The sequence below is a fragment of the Flavobacterium aquidurense genome, from assembly GCF_001404985.1.
GTDB classification, from domain to species: domain Bacteria; phylum Bacteroidota; class Bacteroidia; order Flavobacteriales; family Flavobacteriaceae; genus Flavobacterium; species Flavobacterium aquidurense_B.
This window is the reverse complement of record NZ_JRLF01000014.1, coordinates 245,701-263,541: the sequence shown is the minus strand read 5'-3', so window position 1 is coordinate 263,541 and position 17,841 is coordinate 245,701. Positions and strand designations below refer to the sequence as shown.

Annotated in this window: 19 protein-coding genes; 8 read left to right on the top strand and 11 right to left on the bottom strand. The window is 31.5% G+C overall.

Annotated features, from left to right (window positions below; translation table 11 throughout):
* Window positions 1-86: 86 nt before the first annotated feature.
* On the top strand, window positions 87-869 hold the full coding sequence (locus RC62_RS16660; protein ID WP_055097243.1) for a DNA/RNA non-specific endonuclease: 783 nt from the start codon (window positions 87-89) through the stop codon (window positions 867-869).
* 11 nt (window positions 870-880) lie between these two features.
* Here RC62_RS16660 and RC62_RS16655 read toward each other — a convergent pair whose 3' ends face one another.
* Window positions 881-2,419: an MFS transporter gene (locus RC62_RS16655; protein ID WP_055097241.1), complete on the bottom strand. Its 1,539-nt coding sequence runs from the start codon at window positions 2,417-2,419 to the stop codon at window positions 881-883.
* Between the two features lie 83 nt (window positions 2,420-2,502).
* On the opposite strand from RC62_RS16655, the gene RC62_RS16650 reads away from it, so the two are divergent.
* Window positions 2,503-3,342, top strand: a complete 840-nt coding sequence (locus RC62_RS16650) for an AraC family transcriptional regulator (RefSeq protein WP_209435108.1) — start codon at window positions 2,503-2,505, stop codon at window positions 3,340-3,342.
* Window positions 3,343-3,421: 79 nt separating this feature from the next.
* Here the strand turns inward: RC62_RS16650 and rpe are convergent, their stop codons facing one another.
* The 10 genes from rpe to RC62_RS16600 form a co-directional block, all read right to left on the bottom strand.
* Window positions 3,422-4,084: a ribulose-phosphate 3-epimerase gene (gene rpe, locus RC62_RS16645; RefSeq protein ID WP_055097239.1), complete on the bottom strand. Its 663-nt coding sequence runs from the start codon at window positions 4,082-4,084 to the stop codon at window positions 3,422-3,424.
* Window positions 4,085-4,429: 345 nt separating this feature from the next.
* Window positions 4,430-5,293: an RNA polymerase sigma factor RpoD/SigA gene (locus RC62_RS16640; RefSeq protein WP_007804760.1), complete on the bottom strand. Its 864-nt coding sequence runs from the start codon at window positions 5,291-5,293 to the stop codon at window positions 4,430-4,432.
* Between the two features lie 143 nt (window positions 5,294-5,436).
* A complete protein-coding gene (locus RC62_RS16635; protein ID WP_157472551.1) occupies window positions 5,437-5,805 on the bottom strand; it encodes a hypothetical protein in 369 nt (122 codons plus the stop codon).
* Between the two features lie 161 nt (window positions 5,806-5,966).
* A complete protein-coding gene (locus RC62_RS16630; protein ID WP_055097236.1) occupies window positions 5,967-6,218 on the bottom strand; it encodes a hypothetical protein in 252 nt (83 codons plus the stop codon).
* A gap of 186 nt (window positions 6,219-6,404) precedes the next feature.
* Window positions 6,405-7,151: a LytR/AlgR family response regulator transcription factor gene (locus RC62_RS16625; RefSeq protein ID WP_055097234.1), complete on the bottom strand. Its 747-nt coding sequence runs from the start codon at window positions 7,149-7,151 to the stop codon at window positions 6,405-6,407.
* Window positions 7,144-8,901 carry an ATP-binding protein gene (locus RC62_RS16620; RefSeq protein ID WP_245176841.1) on the bottom strand — a complete coding sequence of 586 codons (1,758 nt, stop codon included), beginning with the start codon at window positions 8,899-8,901 and terminating at the stop codon, window positions 7,144-7,146. Before RC62_RS16620 ends, RC62_RS16625 begins: the two co-directional genes overlap by 8 nt.
* 128 nt (window positions 8,902-9,029) lie before the next feature.
* Window positions 9,030-9,458 (bottom strand): hypothetical protein, encoded by a 429-nt coding sequence (locus RC62_RS16615; RefSeq protein WP_055097231.1) that lies wholly within the window; start codon window positions 9,456-9,458, stop codon window positions 9,030-9,032.
* A gap of 229 nt (window positions 9,459-9,687) precedes the next feature.
* Window positions 9,688-11,823: a polyribonucleotide nucleotidyltransferase gene (locus tag RC62_RS16610; RefSeq protein WP_055097229.1), complete on the bottom strand. Its 2,136-nt coding sequence runs from the start codon at window positions 11,821-11,823 to the stop codon at window positions 9,688-9,690.
* A gap of 163 nt (window positions 11,824-11,986) precedes the next feature.
* A complete protein-coding gene (rpsO, locus tag RC62_RS16605; RefSeq protein ID WP_055097227.1) occupies window positions 11,987-12,253 on the bottom strand; it encodes a 30S ribosomal protein S15 in 267 nt (88 codons plus the stop codon).
* 166 nt (window positions 12,254-12,419) lie between these two features.
* Window positions 12,420-12,875 (bottom strand): GAF domain-containing protein, encoded by a 456-nt coding sequence (locus RC62_RS16600; protein ID WP_055097225.1) that lies wholly within the window; start codon window positions 12,873-12,875, stop codon window positions 12,420-12,422.
* Window positions 12,876-12,946: 71 nt separating this feature from the next.
* Between RC62_RS16600 and xrtF the strand changes: the two genes are divergently transcribed.
* The 6 genes from xrtF to RC62_RS16570 all read left to right on the top strand — a co-directional run bounded on the left by xrtF (window position 12,947) and on the right by RC62_RS16570 (window position 17,678).
* Window positions 12,947-13,483, top strand: a complete 537-nt coding sequence (gene xrtF, locus RC62_RS16595; protein WP_055097223.1) for an exosortase family protein XrtF — start codon at window positions 12,947-12,949, stop codon at window positions 13,481-13,483.
* Complete coding sequence (locus RC62_RS16590; protein WP_055097220.1) at window positions 13,473-13,919, top strand: exosortase F system-associated membrane protein; 447 nt, start codon at window positions 13,473-13,475, stop codon at window positions 13,917-13,919. Before xrtF ends, RC62_RS16590 begins: the two co-directional genes overlap by 11 nt.
* Before the next feature lie 46 nt (window positions 13,920-13,965).
* Window positions 13,966-14,364 carry an HYC_CC_PP family protein gene (locus tag RC62_RS16585; RefSeq protein WP_055097218.1) on the top strand — a complete coding sequence of 133 codons (399 nt, stop codon included), beginning with the start codon at window positions 13,966-13,968 and terminating at the stop codon, window positions 14,362-14,364.
* A 113-nt stretch (window positions 14,365-14,477) separates the two neighbouring features.
* Window positions 14,478-16,484 (top strand): TonB-dependent receptor plug domain-containing protein, encoded by a 2,007-nt coding sequence (locus tag RC62_RS16580; protein WP_055097216.1) that lies wholly within the window; start codon window positions 14,478-14,480, stop codon window positions 16,482-16,484.
* Window positions 16,485-16,524: 40 nt separating this feature from the next.
* On the top strand, window positions 16,525-16,866 hold the full coding sequence (locus tag RC62_RS16575; RefSeq protein ID WP_055097213.1) for a heavy-metal-associated domain-containing protein: 342 nt from the start codon (window positions 16,525-16,527) through the stop codon (window positions 16,864-16,866).
* A 131-nt stretch (window positions 16,867-16,997) separates the two neighbouring features.
* Window positions 16,998-17,678 (top strand): DedA family protein, encoded by a 681-nt coding sequence (locus RC62_RS16570; protein WP_055097211.1) that lies wholly within the window; start codon window positions 16,998-17,000, stop codon window positions 17,676-17,678.
* The last annotated feature ends 163 nt before the right edge of the window (window positions 17,679-17,841 follow it).

Below are 17,841 nucleotides of genomic sequence, written 5' to 3'. Positions count from 1 at the left end.
TTGATTTAATTTGTAAAATGCTCCAAAAGCTGCTGCTTTTTGGAGCATTTTTTTTGTAAGTTTAACAAATATAAAATACAGCATAAATGAAGAGTTATATTGTTTTAGGTTTGATTGGTTTTTTGTTTTTATCATGCAAAAAAGAAATAAAGGATAAAAATGAAGTGATGCAAAATCAGGAAACTTCTTTTATTTCTAACTCAAACAGTAGAGATTCTCTATATAATTTTACTTATTTGCCAACTTCGACAACTAAACAAATTGTAAAACATAAGTATTATACACTTTCTTATAATGAGAAGTTCGAGCAGGCTGAATGGGTTGCTTATGAATTAAAGAAAGAGTATTTGAAAAATGGAAATTATAAACGTCCTTACTTTATTGAAGATCCCAGTGTGACAACTGGTTCTGCCGACTGGAGAAATTATAAAAAATCAGGATATGATAAAGGACATCTTTGTCCTGCCGGAGATATGGAGTTTAATGAAAGTGCTTATAATGACACCTTTTATACGTCGAATATTTCACCTCAGGATCACGATTTTAATAGCGGAATCTGGAATAGATTAGAGCAAAAAACACGATACTGGGCCGGTAAATACAATGATATTTATGTAGTCACAGGCGGAATTTTGAAAGATTCAGATAAAAAAATAGGAACAGAGAAAGTATCTGTTCCTACATATTTTTATAAAATTATTTTAGCTAAAACGGACAAAGAACATAAAGCAATTGCTTTTTTGATTCCAAATGAAGATAGCGATAAATCACTTTATGATTTTGTAGTTCCAATAGAAACCCTGGAAAAAATGACAGGAATTGATTTTTTCCCAAATCTAAAAAATTTACAAAGTAGTAAGGATTTCTAGTTGACGAAAATTTAATTGCGAACTGCTTTGTGATTTCCTGTATTGAATAATATAAAACTTAGTACTGCTAAAATCCAGACGCCAATACCGCCATATAAAAGAACCATTTCGAAACCATGAGCGAGCGCTGCATGTAAAATCGATTCAGAGAAGTCTAATGTGTTTAATTGAGGAAAATCCTGCTTAAGAGTTGAAAAGTTTCCTGCAGCTACTTTTTCAGCAATAGTATGTAACGTTTTTGTATCAACAACTCCTGAAAAAGCATTATTTAAATAAGAGAAAATTCCTTTGACAAGAATGTAACCCATTAAAGCAATATTAATAGATAAAGTAATTAATCTGGCGCTCATATCTATTCCTGATGCCATGCCGGAACGATTTGCAGAAACTGATCCTGTAGTTGTATTGGTAACCGGTGTATTGGTTAAGCCTAATCCTATTCCTGCGAGTAAACATCCCGGCAACATGCTAATCCAACTTGCATGTTCTGTACTGCATCCATATTTCATGGCTATAAATCCAAGTCCGATTACGAATAATCCTAATGGAATTACAATTCCTGAACGAAATCGAACAGAGAGATATTCGGCAAAAGGCGGAATAATTAAAGTAGGAAGGGTATAAGCCAGTAAAGAAAGGCCAACAGCTACTACATCATAATTTAAATAACTTTGAAAATAAATAGGTAAATAAATTATAAAGGGCCAAAAGCTAAAATTCATACCAACGGAACCAAAAATAGCACCAGAAAAATTACGTATTTTAAATACCGAAAAATCAAACATTGGGTAAGGATTTGTTTTTTCGATCCATATAAATAACACAAAACTTATTAATGTAATAGCTAAAATACCTAAAGCTATAGGGCTTGTAAAACCAAGATCAGGTCCTTGTGTTATAAAATACGTTAACCCAAAAACAGCAATTGATAAGGTAATCATGCCCCAAATATCAATTTTTTTAGCATCAGCATCTTTAGATTCGTCTACATAACCATATACAAGCATAATGGCAAGAATAGCAATAGGTACGTGTATTAAAAACACCCATTGCCACGATAATATAGCGATAATTGCACCTCCTATAATGGGACCAAAACCTAATCCAACTCCAAGAATGATTCCCCAGATGCTAAAAGCTCTGCTTCGTTCTTTTCCTTCCTGAAATTGATGTGATAGAGTCGCAACCTGGCAAATTAGCATGGCACCACCACTTATTCCCTGAAAAAAACGGCTTATTACCAATAAGGTAACATTTTGTGCCAAACCGCAAATTAAGGACGAAATGCCAAATAAAATTAAAGTAATTATAAGGATCCGTTTTCGGCCGTATCGATCAGCTAATGTTCCGGCAGCCATTAATACCGTTGTGCAGCCTATGGTATAGATATTCATAATCCATTGCATATCCTTAAGATTGGCATTTAGTACTTTTTCTAGTGTTGGAAGAATTACCGGTACACTTGAAATTTCAAGAGAGAACATTAAAGTAGCGAGACAAATAGCAATTAAGACGATATTGTTTTTGCCTGAGTAAAATTTTTGCTTCATTTTTTATTTAATTTTAAGCAAAAATAGACTGAATTATATGTTTTTATCAGTATAATTAAAGCATAAAAAAGTACTTTTGTAGGATGGTAAAAGAAAATTTGCATCAATCAGTTGAAGTAATTTATAAAAAGGTAGATAAATGTCCGCTGGTGAACTTGCAGTTAAGTTTTTTTCAGATGGTGTATGTTATTTCAGGTTCTGGATTTCTTCATATTAATGGAAATGCAATTTCTTATCAAACAGGAAATCTAATGTTGCTTACTCCAAATGATTATCACACATTTGATATCACTATTCCCACGGAGTTTTTATTGGTAAAACTAAATAGTGAATATGTAAGGAACTATAAATCAAAAAGTATCGATCATATTGAATGTTTGTTGCATTATGCATCGCATTTGTCAGGTTGTATTTTGAAACGAAAAGCAGATGAGTATCTTGTTAAATCGATATCAGAATCATTAGTTTATGCTATAAATAATAAGGATATTTATGATGAAGATTTAATTACGCATTATGTAAATGCGCTTATTGTTATTGCTGCTAGAAATATTGCGAAAATTAAACCAACAGGAGTTCTGGAAAGCTCTGATAAAAGGGTTTTGGAAATTATAAATTATATTCAGGCAAATATTTACTTTCCTCAAAAAATAAAGATTTCAATTATAGCAGCCAAATTCGATATATCAGAAACTTATTTGGGAAGTTATTTCAAAAATCATTGTGGAGAAACAATTCAGTCATTTGTTTCAAATTACAAAATTAGACTTATAGAACATCGTTTACGCTTTAGTGATATGAGAATTAATGAGATTGTGGAAGAATTTGGTTTTTCAGACGAAAGTCATCTTAATAAATTTTTCAAAAAGCATAAAGACATTAGCCTGACTGGTTATAGAAAAGCCAAAGTTTTGGTGAATTGATATTTAGGCAGTTTTTTGAAATTTGGTTATAAAAAAAGCCGAAGAGAAATCTTCGGCTGGTATTTTTCATCTTATTAACTTAGAAAGCAGTCAAAGATTTTAGTTCAGCAATAGTCTGAGTTGGATTCTCAGCTTTAAAAACAAAACTTCCGGCAACTAAAACATCTGCTCCGGCTTCTACTAATTGTTTTGCATTTTTACTGGTTACACCACCATCGATTTCAATAATTGTCGAAGCATTTTTACGAGTAATCAAAGCTTTAAGTTTCTTAACCTTGTCGTAAGTGTTTTCTATAAATGATTGTCCGCCAAAACCTGGATTGACACTCATAATACAAACTAAGTCGATATCATTTATAACATCTTCTAATAAATCGATATTAGTATGAGGGTTAATGGCTACTCCTGCTTTCATTCCTTCAGCTTTAATAGCCTGAAGTGTTCTGTGTAAATGTGTACAAGCTTCATAATGAACGCTCAGAATATTTGCGCCTAAATCTGCAAAAGTCTTGATGTAGCGATCCGGGTCAACAATCATCAAATGTACATCGATCGTTTTATTAGCATGTCTTGAAATTGCTTCTAAAACCGGCATTCCAAAAGAAATATTAGGAACAAAAACTCCATCCATAATATCAATATGAAACCAATCAGCCTGGCTGTTATTGATCATTTCGATATCACGTTGTAAATTAGCAAAATCAGCTGCAAGAACAGAAGGAGCAATAAGTGTATTCTTCATTTTGTGTAGTTGTGTGTTGTGTTATTTTTTGCAAAAGTAAGACTTTAGTTTCGTTTACAATGAAATTAGATTTCATTTTTTTGAACCATTAAGTTATTAAGAAATTAAGCTTTGCTTACTTAATTTGCTTATTATTAATTTATTGATGATCTGACTTTATGGAACTTAAAGTCTTAATGGTTTAGAAAAAAGCCAATAAAAAACTCCGGTAATCAGCCGGAGTTTCAATCATCAATCAAAAAACGAACAGTCAATCAAACTGTTGTTTGCGTTAAAATAATTTCAAGTTTAAGGTTTCAAGTTGTTTTGCACGACCCGAAACTTTAAACCCGAAATCAATATTATTTATCCTAAATAGGTTTTAAGAATTTTACTTCTTGAAGTGTGTTTTAATCTGCGGATCGCTTTTTCTTTAATCTGACGAACACGCTCACGAGTTAGGTCGAAAGTTTCTCCAATTTCTTCTAAAGTCATTGGGTGTTGATCGCCAAGTCCAAAATACAAACGAACAACATCTGCCTCTCTAGGAGTTAATGTTTCTAATGAACGCTCGATTTCAGTACGTAATGATTCGTGAATTAACTCTCTGTCAGGGTTTGGAGATTCTCCAGAACGTAAAACGTCATAAAGGTTAGAATCTTCACCTTCAACAAGAGGTGCATCCATAGATAAGTGACGACCAGAGTTTTTCATAGACTCTTTTACGTCATTTACAGTCATGTCAAGTTCTTTTGCAATTTCTTCAGCAGAAGGCGGACGTTCATTAGATTGCTCTAACAAAGCATACATTTTGTTGATTTTATTGATAGAACCAATTTTGTTTAATGGTAAACGAACAATACGGGATTGTTCTGCCAAAGCCTGAAGGATCGATTGACGAATCCACCATACAGCGTAAGAAATAAATTTGAAACCACGAGTTTCATCAAAACGTTGAGCCGCTTTAATTAAACCTAAGTTTCCTTCATTAATTAAATCCGGAAGAGTTAATCCTTGATTTTGATATTGTTTAGCAACCGATACAACGAAACGTAGGTTGGCTTTTGTTAATTTTTCTAAAGCTCTTTGATCACCAGCCTTTATTCTTTGTGCTAATTCTACCTCTTCATCAGCGGTAATTAGGTCAACTTTTCCAATTTCTTGTAGGTATTTGTCTAACGATGCAGTTTCACGATTTGTTACCTGCTTGGTGATTTTAAGTTGTCTCATGTTTTTTGTCTCCTCAATTTTTAAGTGTACATATTATTATACGTAAAGAGATGCGAAAAGGTTACAATTATTTTAAAAATATTTTAAAATTTATATGTTATACCAGATTGAATCGATAAACTATAAGGTTTAGCATGTTATTTTTACTTATGTTTAATGATTGTCCTGTTTAATGATTGTCCGTTTGGTAGGTTTTCCAGAATTTTACTAAACTGAGAATCACTAAATAGATTAGTAGAACCTATTGTGTTTAAATTGTTGTCGTATATTCTTAAACTTAAAGGGTAAACAAATTCTACACATGGGATAATTTCGCCTTGGAGCACTTTACTCGTTGTTGCTTTTTGTAAAGTTTTGTAAAGTTCAGAACTTCTTTCGATTGTTGTTCCAGGTGTTCCCTTATCAACGTTTACTACTTCGTGCAAATTATCTTCGAAATTAGAGCATCCGAAAAATAAAGAAATTAACAGTAAAAAAAATATAACGGTTGTAACTTTCATAAATGTTTTCATCCCGATGACTTTTAGCTTGATTCTAATTAATATTATCTTAAAGTCAAAAAGGTTGCGTAGAAATAAAAAAAATCCTGGTTCAAATTAATCTATTAAGATTTTTAAAACATCAGGACAAAAATTAAGTCGAAGTATTTATGAAAAAGGGGCAAAATTTATTTTTATTCAGATTGATCATCATAGGCATCTAACATATCATCAAATATTTTTTTTAATGATTTAATGTACAACGGAAACGCGATAACTAATAAGATATATTCTTTTCTTAAGACAGTTACATCATCAAGAATTTCGTATAAACTGGGAATAATTAGTGTTAAAGAAACAGCAATACCAACCCAAGGATTATTTTTTATTTTTTTTAGAACAGATAAAAGCTTCATGTCTGGTTGTTTGATTATTGCAAGTCTCATTTATATTGGTTTTGGGGTTTTTATTGGTAAAAGTAATTTTGATTTTCCCTTTTGAGATTAAAAATGTCATGAAAGCCATTTTTTATGCCATGAAAAATACTACAAACTTGTAAGCGGACTATTTCTTTAGATCAAAAAAAATCCTCTCAGTATTGAGAGGATTTTTATAATGTGTTGTCGACATTGTTAAGATAAAATATTCATCTTTTTCAAAAAATCTTTATAAGTGTCACTTAGGTTTATTTTATGGTCCCCTTTTAAAATAATGAGATTATCTGCAAGGATGATTTCTTCGATTTTATCTCTATTTACAATTGTGTTGCGATGTGTTTTTACAAATTTGGTTTTATCCAATAAGTTACTGATTTTAGTCAACGAGATTTGAATAACAAATTTTTCTTTTTCAGTAATGATATTGCAATAACGTTCTTCGACTTCAATATATAGAATATCGTTTATCGCTACTTTTTTAAGTGAGTTTTTCTTCTTTATAAATAAAAAATCATTACTGATTACAGTGTCTTGCTCTTCACTCATAAAAACATTTGTTTGAGCGTAGAATTTTTCTACAGCCATTTCTATGGCGTACAGAATTTCAAGTTCATTAAAAGGTTTCATCAAAAAACTAAAAGGTTTAGTGAGTTTAGCTCTTTCAAAAATTTGACGATCCTGAGAACTGGTTAGAAACACAAAAGGTTTCGATGCATTCGGGATTATATTAATAGATTCAGCAAAGGTAATTCCGTCTGGTTTTCCGTCCAGAAAAACATCGATAATAATAATATCTATAGTATTCTCGTAAAAAAGCTTTAATGCATCTGTGAAGTTTGTAGCGACACCTGTAATAGTATAATTGTTTTCAGCCAGAACTTTAATAAGAGCATCGCTTTGTTCCTGAGTATCTTCTATGATTAAAACGTTAATATTATCCATTGGTTCTTGTTTTTGGAAAGGTTAATATCATTTTGGTTCCTTTATTGATTTCGCTTTCAATATTCAGTGTTCCGCTATTTTTTTTGATCATTTGTTTACACAATTGCAGACCTAGACCGGTTCCTATAATTTCAGAGTTGGATTTCTTTGCTAATAATTCACTGTCAGTCAGTAATTCTTTAATTGTTTCATGACTCATTCCTATTCCGTTATCCTGAATAATAAGATCAGAAAAATCAGGGTTAGTTTCTTGGGTATAAAAGCTTATTTTTCCGTTTTCATTAGAAAATTTAATAGCGTTGTCTAATAAGTTTCGAAGAACGATCTTTAGAGAATCAAGATCTACATAAATAAAAATATTTTTTGAAACCGAATTTTCAAAAGTAATCGCTTTGTCAAGAAGTAAAGGTTTATAATTGTATTCTATTTGTTGTATGATGGAATATAAATGAATAGATTCTTTATGAAAGTACAATTGTTTGGTTTGTAACATCGCCCAATGCAGTAAATTATCTAATAAACTATAAGCGCCATTTGCAATGGTACTATTCCGAATAATTAGCCTATTGAGTTCATCGTAATTTTTAGTTTCAAGTGTTGCAGATAGTTTCGAGTTACTCGTTTTTAATGCATTTACCGAGGACCTTAAGTCATGACTTACTATAGAAAATAATTGATCTTTAGTAGCGTTTAGTTCGTCAAGCTTATTTTTTTGAAGTAGAATAGTTTTAGCATTTTTTACTTTTTGACCATAGAGATAAACTCCTCCTGTTAAAATTAAAAGTAATCCTATTGCCGCGAAAAACAAGCTATTGCGTTCTGTGTTTTTAAGCTTATTCTCAACCTGAAGCACTTTAATTTGCTTTTGCTTTTGCGCTACGGCAAACTTTTTTTCAAAATCAGCAACTGCCCATATTTTGTTTTGATTGTTAAGAGAATCTTTTAAGTCCTCTGCTTCTTTTCGATATTCTAAAGCCTTTTTATAATCACCTCTATTCTCTTCTACAACAGCCATATTGAATGCTGTAGTTTGTTTTAAGTTGAAATCTTTTATATTTTTAGATAATTTATATGCTTTTTTAAAATAGGATATAGCTTGTAAGTCTTTATATTGTTCGTAGTAGAAATTTGCAATATTTATATTGGATCGAACCACGCTTTTTGTAATCTGTTTTGGGTTTAATAAAACATCTTTTTTTAAATAGGATTCAGCTTTTGCGTATTGGTTTAAATGTAAATAGCATATTCCAATATTTGTATAAATATCAGTTATTTCGCTTTCATCTTTATTTTCCAATATCTCTTTTTCAGCCTTCAGAAAATAAATAATAGCTTCGTTAAATTTTTTTTCATAATAAAACAACAATCCAATATTATTATCGACTAAATAATAATATTGGAAAGATTTGTTTATGAATCCGAATTCAATGCTTGATTGTTTATATAGTCCTTTCTTTCTTAATGAATAGCCTCTAAAATAATGGCAATATTGCTTTGTTTCTATATCAATATTAGAATTCAATTGTTTCATTGAATATACTAATGTAGAATCCCATTCTTCTTTAAAAAAAAAGTATTGTGCTTTATTAAAATTATTTTTGCTTTTTAATGATCTTACTTTTTTTTGAATAGCAACCTCAAAATAATTAGCACCTTTTTCTTGTTGTGAAAAAATAAATAATGGTAAAAAAAGAAATGTCAAAAGAAAGTTATGTGCTTTTTGAGTCATCATTGTATCGTATAAAAACATTAAAACTGGATTGTATTAACGAATTATGAATTGTAGATTTAATAATTTTTAAATTGCTACCTCAAAAAAGTATCATTACTAAAAAAATGATATAAATCTATGAATCCAGCGAATCACTTTCTTTAAGATTAGTCTGCTGCACTTGTCTTTGTGCCTCTTGATAGTTTTGGATCTTCTCCTACGCCACCATCTACATCAGTTTTTGAACTTGAATTTTGCAAATAAGATATAACTTCGGTTATGTTTCCAACGGTTTCAGATGTATAGTCAGTCTCTACATACCAAACATCATAAGTGTCCGGAGAGTCATTATCCCAATCATAGTCAAAATAAATTGTGAAAGTATTGTCTTCTTCTTTAGCTGTTTGCACAGTAGGTTTTTCTGAATCTTTAGAATTGATGTATAAGGTAGCAGCAATTTTTAAGGTTAATACTCCATCATTGTCATAAAAGTTTGCGGAAGCCAGCGGAGGAATAGGGTAGGTTAGATTTTGTATGTCTTTAAATTTAAAATCTTCAGTATTGATTTTTTTAGTTTGTACAACTTTTAATGTCATAATAGGGTTTTTTAGGGTTAATAAGTTTTATTTTTGGATGCCTAAAGGTATTTTTTTTCTTTGAATAAAGTGTGAAATTGATGTAGTTTTTTAGTTTTATTCTCGTTAAAAATTAAAAGAGTAGATGTTCTTGTAATTTTATTACTATTTGCAATAAAAACGAAAAACCCCAATTCAAATAAATGAATTGGGGTTTCTATGAATAAACCTTTAGTAAACTAAGATCTGATTACTCTTTTTTCTCCTCACGTGGAGGTCTTTGTAAAAGTGCTTTTCTTGACACTTTTTCTTTTTTAGTTTTAGGATCAACACCTAAGTATTTCACTTCAAATACATCACCCATGTTTACAACATCAGTAACATTTTCAGTGCGCTCCCAAGCTAGTTCAGAAACGTGTAATAAAACTTCATTTCCTGGCGCAGCAGTATATTCTACTACAGCTCCAAAATCTAACATTTTAATTACTTTTACTTCATAAGCTTCTCCCATTTGTGGTTTAAAAGTGATTGACTTAATTTTAGCCAATACCGCTTCAATTCCTGCAGGATCTGTACCTAAGATTTCGATAACACCTTGCTCATCAACTTCGTTGATAACAATAGTTGTTCCTGTAGCTTTTTGTAATTCCTGAATTACTTTTCCACCAGGTCCAATTAATGCTCCAATAAAGTTTCCAGGAATAGTTCTGGTAATGATTTTAGGAGAGTGTGCTTTAACATCTGCTCTTGGAGCAGCGATAGTTTCAGTTAATTTTCCTAGAATGTGTAAACGTCCTTCACGTGCTTGCCCTAAAGCCTGCTCCATAATATCGTAACGTAAACCATCAATCTTAATGTCCATTTGACAAGCTGTAATACCATCAGCAGTTCCGGTTACTTTAAAATCCATGTCTCCTAAGTGATCTTCATCTCCAAGAATGTCAGACAATACAGCAAATTTCTCACCATCAGTAATTAATCCCATAGCAATACCAGAAACTGGTTTTACCATTTGAACTCCAGCATCCATCAAAGCCATTGTTCCTGCACAAACTGTTGCCATAGAAGAAGAACCGTTAGATTCTAAAACTTCAGAAACAATACGAATTGTGTAAGGACAATCAGCAGGTATCATATTTTTTAAAGCTCTTTGAGCTAAGTTACCGTGACCAACTTCTCTTCTTGAAGTTCCTCTTAATGGTTTTGCTTCACCAGTAGAGAAAGGAGGGAAGTTATAGTGTAGGTAGAATTTCTCTTCACCTTGTTCAGATGGAGAATCAATTTGGTTTGCTTCTCTGGATGTTCCTAGAGTTACTGTAGCCAAGGCCTGAGTTTCTCCACGTGTAAATAAAGAAGAACCGTGAACTCTTGGTAAATAATCAATTTCACACCAGATTGGTCTGATATCTGTTGTTTTTCTACCATCTAAACGAACACCTAATTCTAATACTACATTACGAACAGCTTCTTTGTTTGTTTTGTAGAAATATTTAGAAACTAAATCTCCGTCAGCGGCTAATTCTTCTTCAGTAAATAAAGCTTTTACTTCTTCTTTTACTTCAGCAAATGCAGCACTTCTTTCGTGTTTAGCTGAACCAACTTTTGCAATAGCATAAATTTTGTCATATGCTGCAGCTTTTACTTTTTTGTAAATCTCTTCGTTTTCTTTCTCACCTTCGTAAGTACGAATTTCTTTTTTACCAAAAGCAGCTTGCAAACGTAATTGAGCCTGAATTTGAACTTTTATAGCTTCGTGAGCAAATTTGATAGCTTCTACCATTTCTGCTTCTGAGATTTCTTTCATTTCTCCTTCAACCATTGCAACTGAATCCATAGAAGCTCCAATCATCATATCGATGTCAGATTTAGCTAAGTCTTCTCTGCTAGGGTTAATTACAAACTTACCGTCGATACGTGCAACACGTACTTCAGAGATTAAGTTGTAAAAAGGGATATCTGAAACAGCTAATGCAGCAGATGCAGCTAAACCAGCTAAAGCATCAGGCATAACTTCTTCGTCATGAGACATTAATTGAATCATAACTTGTGTTTCAGCATGGTAATCGTCTGGGAAAAGTGGACGTAAAACACGGTCTACTAATCTCATTGTTAATACTTCACTATCGCTTGGGCGAGCTTCTCTTTTGAAGAAACCACCTGGAAAACGACCTGCTGCTGCAAATTTTTCGCGATAATCTACCGTTAATGGTAAAAAGTCTACCGCTGGGTTAGCGCTACGTGCAGATACTGCTGTTGCAAGTATCATCGTGTCGCCCATTCTTACTACTACAGAACCATCAGCTTGTTTTGCTAAGCGTCCTGTCTCGATTGTGATGCTTCTGCCATCACCTAAATCGATCTTTTCTACAAATAATTGTGGAATCATAATTTTTCCTTATTGGTTATACAATGGGTTTTAGTTGTGTTGTAGTTGTTGTGTGTAGTTGTTGTTAATCTAAAACCCAATGAAAAACCAAACTTTTTTTCTTATAAAATGCTTGTAATGTAAAAACAAAAAGAGGCACTCTCGCACCTCTTTTCTATATTGATTATTTTCTGATATTCAATACTTTGATAATCTCACGATATCTGTTGATCTCTTTCTTTTTCAAGTAATCCAACAAAGCTCTTCTTTTACCTACTAATAGTACAAGTGAACGCTCTGTGTTGTAATCGTGACGATTTTTTTTCAAGTGTTCAGTTAAGTGTGAAATTCTGTACGTGAACAATGCAATCTGACCTTCTGCTTTTCCAGTGTTTGTTGCTTCACCGTGTTGTGCAAAAATCTCTTCCTTCTTTTCTTTAGTTAAATACATTCCAATATTATTTAATGATTTTTATGTATGTCTTTACATCTCTTGTAAGACGGTGCAAAAATAATACTTTTTTTTGGAAAAAATAAATTTAAAGATTGAAAAAATTAAAGATTAAACAATTTTGATTGAAAATAATATTTTTTTATTCTTTTAGATGCCTGATTTTTTAGAATAATTTTGCAACTTCTTGATTTACAAATTCTAAAAATCGTTCGTCAGCTTCTGTAAAAGGATCTATAACGTGGCTGTCAATATCAATTTGTCCTATGTTTTGCCCGTTAACAAATAAAGGAACTACGATTTCTGACTTTACAGTAAAGCTGCAAGCAATGTAATTATCCTGCGCTGCAACATCCGGAACTACAAAATTCGCATTGCTTTCTGCTACCTGGCCACAAATTCCTTTTCCAAAAGGAATTACAGTATGATCTGTTTCAGCGCCAACATATGGTCCTAAATGAAGGGTTTTGGCCTCATGATTGGCAAAATAAAAACCAACCCAGTTGTAATATTCTACATTTGCGTTTAATAATTGGCAAATTGCTAATAATTTTTCGTCTCTAACTAATGTTGTATCAGCTATAATAGTGCTTATTTTTGGTTGTAATTCCTGAAATGTCATGATATTAAAATTTTATACAAAAGTATTTAAAGCTAATCTCAAAAAATACATAAATTTGAAAAAAATTTCCTTTGAAAAAATACCTGATACAATTTAAGCCATTTCTAATATTTATAAGCACATTTTTTGCAGCATATATTTTGCTTACAATGGTTTATAAATTTTATTTGAACACTTTTGAGACAAATGATGTAGATGGAATTACATCTGTTGTTGGTAAAAATGTGTTGCAGTTAATGAATGCATTCAATTGTGATATTAAAATTTTTAAAAGTCTTTCAGATTCCTGGTTAGAGGTTTGGTACAATAAAAAGTATGTTATTAGAATCGTTGAAGGGTGTAATGCCGTAAGTGTTATTATTTTATTTATTTCTTTTGTACTTGCTTTTTCCGGTAAACTTAAAACTACGATCTTGTTTATTATGTTTGGTATTTTGTTTATTTATATTCTCAATGTTGTTCGAATTGCTTTATTGGCCGTGTTGTTATTTCATGTTCCTGAACAACAACATATGCTGCATGGAGTTCTGTTTCCGTTAGTTATTTATGGGGCAGTTTTTATTTTGTGGATTATCTGGGTAAATAAATTTTCAAAGTATGCTAAATAGTCTGCTTAAACATAAAATCAAAATTATAATTGCATTCCTTATTATAGTATGTTTTGTTGTAATAAGAATTTTTGAGGTTCAATTGTTTTATGATCCGTTTTTGATTTATTTTGAATCGGATTTTAAAAATCTCCCAATACCTCAAGTAGATGCATTTAAGCTGTTTTATGGGCTTTTGCTTCGGTATTTTCTAAATACAATCCTCTCATTAATGTTAATTTATACTTTATTCAGGGATCGTGAAATCTTGAAGTTTAGTGCGGTAATATATGGTTTCTTTTTGTTGATACTTTTTGGAATGTTTTTTATTATTCTCAATTATTTTCCGGACGGTAATTGGCTTCTTTTTTATGTGCGAAGATTTATTATACAACCCATTTTTGTATTGTTGTTTATCCCTGCTTTTTACTATCAACAACAAAATCTTAAAAAATAACATTTCATTAAATCTTTTTTCAAGTCTTTTTAGGTAGTTTTGCAGTATGAATCTAAAAAAGTGTACAGGATTATTTTTAGCTTTCCTATTGTTGGTTTCCAACATTGGGTTTGCTTTTGATGTGCACTATTGTGGAGGCGAAATCGCTTCTGTTTCATTAAATACTTCTGTTGCTGCATCTCCTGAAAAAAAATGTTGTGGTGCTTCTGAAAAAAAATCTTCTTGTTGTAAAGACAAAGTAGTTCATTTTGAGAAAAAATCTGATAATGCAACTCTTAAGTTTTTCTTTTTTCAATTTGCTTTTCCTGCTGTAATACAGGAATTTAATCCAATTGCTTTTTTATCAATTCCAAATTTCAAAAGCAATCAGATCACTTCGTATTATTCTGATGCGAATGCACCTCCGTTATTTAAACTATATAGCCAATATATTTTTTATTCCTGATTTTAATGTTTAGAATCAAGCCTTTTAATGGCTTGCGCTATGCTGTTTGCTTATGTCTCATTTGTTGAGAATACGATAAAAACAGCTTTTCTAATAACATTAAAATCTTTTTTATGCAAAAAAATATTATGCTTTTGTGTATGGTTTTGCTTTCCGTTTCTGCTTTTTCGCAAGAAGATTTAGAGGAAGTGAAAATCACCAAAAAGCAAAAAGGAATCAAAAAATCCTATACCCTTACTGCCAATACAAGTGTTATTACAAGCAAAGAGCTGCTTAAAGCTGCGTGTTGTAATCTTGCTGAAAGTTTTGAAACAAATCCATCAATTGATGTCAATTTTTCAGATGCTTTGACGGGAACAAAACAAATAAAAATGCTTGGTTTAACAAGTCCTTATTTAATGATTACCGAAGAAAATATTCCTTCCGTTCGTGGAGCTTCTCAGGCTTACGGTTTATCATTTACACCCGGAACCTGGATAGAAAGTGTTCAGATTACTAAAGGGGCGGGAAGTGTTATTAATGGTTACGAGAGTATTTCCGGACAAATAAATACGGAGCTTTTAAAACCTCTAAGCGATATTCCGTTTTTTTTAAATGTTTATGGCTCTACAGATGCACGTTTTGAGGTGAATACACATTTTAATAAAAAATTATCGGATAAATGGGCTACAAGTTTGTTTGTACACGGAAATGCGCGTGTAGCAAAAAATGATATGAACGATGATGGATTTTTGGATAATCCGTTAGGGAAACAAATTAATGTCCTTAATCGCTATCAATATTATAATCCCGAAAGTGGTTTGGTTAGTTTTATCAATTTTAGATATATGAATGATAAAAAACAAACCGGAGAAGTCGATTTTGATAAAGACAGAGATCGCGGAACAACAAATTATTGGGGTTCAGAAATCAATACAGAACGTTTTGATGTTTCTACAAAAATTGGATATGTATTTAAGGATATGCCTTATCAAAGCATCGGTTTTCAGAATGCTTTTAATAGTCATAATCAAAATTCTTATTTTGGGTTGAACTTATACGATATAAAACAGAATAGTTTTTATTCAAATCTAATTTTCAATTCGATTATCAATAATACGATGCATAAATTTTCAACCGGTTTAAATTTTACTTACGATCAATATCAGGAATTTGTGAATGTAAATGATTATAGCCGAATTGATAATTCAGTAGGAGCATTCTTTGAATATACGTATGATAATACAGATAACTTCAGTTTGATTCTGGGCGGGAGAGTTGATAATCATAACCGATTAGGTTTTTTTGTAACACCGCGTTTGCATGTGCGATACAATCCATGGAAAGATGGAGTAATTCGTTTTTCTGCAGGAAGAGGAAAACGCTCGGCTAATATTTTTGCAGAGAACCAACAACTTTTTGCTAGTTCAAGAACGTTTTCGATTTTGGATACAAACGGAAAAATTTACGGTTTGAATCCTGAAATTGCCTGGAATTATGGTGTGAGTTTCTCTCAGAAATTTAAAGTTTTTGGTAAAAATGCTGAAGCTGGGTTTGATTTCTACCGCACCGATTTTCAAAATCAGGCAGTTGTGGATTTGATGCAAAGTCCTCAGCAAGTTTCGTTTTATAACTTAAAAGGAAGTTCTTTTGCCAATAGCTTGCAAGTTGAATTTAATTATGAGCTGATTCATAATTTTAATTTAAGAACAGCATATAAATACTACGACATTCAAACAGATTATTTAACCGGTACTTTTCAGCGTCCGTTGCAGGCAAAACATCGTTTTTTAGGAAACCTTGAATACGAAACAAACGTAAGTGATGGTAAACAATGGAAGTTTGATTATACTTTTAACTGGTCCGGAAAGCAGCAATTGCCATATACGGCATCTAATCCGGCTCAAGATCAGTTTCCTGATTTTTCACCATCATATGCAGTTATGAATGTTCAGGTTACAAGAGTAATTTCGCCAGTTTTAGAAGTGTACGTTGGGGGTGAAAATATTGGAAATTATAAACAGCAAAAAGCTATTTTAGGTTCCGAAGATCCATTTGGTCCTAATTTTGATGCTTCTATAGCATATGCACCAATTTTTGGGCAAATGTATTACGCAGGATTACGATTTAAAATAAAATAAAGAATTCAGTACTAATTTAACAACAATAAATAATAATAGGATGAAAAACATACTTTTAATCGCATTAGTAACTTTTTTAGGATTTTCGGTGCAAGCCCAAACTAAAAAAAATAAGAATCTAAAATATACTACAGAGGTAAATGGAAATTGTGAACAATGTAAAAAACGTATAGAAAAAGCTGCTTTTAGTGTTCCTGGAGTAAAAACAGCAACCTGGGATATTAGTTCGCATGAATTGGCGGTGATTTTAAATGAAGAAAAATCATCTCCGGCAGATTTAAATAATGCTATTGCTAAAGTAGGTCATGATACTAAGGATGTTAAGGCAACTGAAACTGATTATGAAAATCTGCATTCTTGTTGTAAGTATGTAAGAGAATAATTATTCTAAAGAGCTCAAGTTTATACTTGGGCTTTTTAATAGTTAATTTATCTTTAAAATATAGCATTTTATTGGTGTTGAAGCAAATTATTGTTAATTTCACAAACTTATAAATATAACCAAACGCATTTATGAATAATTTTGATTGGACTCAATTAATCAACCCGGAATTTTATATCACTTTAAGTATCGGCGGCTTTCAAATTGGTTTATTTATAGTTTTGTTTATAGTTTTTGCTGAAACAGGATTATTCGCAGGTTTCTTCCTTCCCGGAGATAGTTTACTTTTCTTGGCGGGTATTTACAGCCGTGATTTGATGTTGAATGTAGTAGATATTCCGGCAGATTTTATAAATGTTTTCGTTCTTTCGACTCTGGTTGCAATAATGGGAGTTTTAGGAAATATGACCGGATATTGGTTTGGAGCTAAAAGCGGTTATTACCTGTTTAAAAAAGAAGATTCTTTCTGGTTTAAAAAGAAATACCTGTTACAATCTAAAGATTTTTTTGAAAAATATGGTGGAAAAGCGATTATCTACGCACGTTTCCTTCCAATCTTTAGAACATTTGCACCAATTATTGCAGGAATAGTTTCTATGGATAAAAAGAAATTTATGTTCTATAATATTTTGAGTTCTTTTTTATGGTCGTTTATCCTGATTTTTGCAGGACACTATTTATACGGAGTGTTTTTAAAACAAGGAATCGATCTAAAACATCATATTGAATATATCATTATTATAATCGTTATAATCTCTACTTTCCCGGTTTTAGTAAAGCTTTTAAAGAAAAGACCAAGCGAAAAGATATAGTTGAAATACAACACACAAAAAAAAGTCCGAAGTTTTAAAGCTTCGGACTTTTTTTATGCTTGAATGTATGATTTTTATAATCCTTGAATAAATGGGTGTTCTTGATATTCTGAGTAATATTAAAAAGCTTTTGGAAAGTCTTTAATTCAATTTAAAACAAATC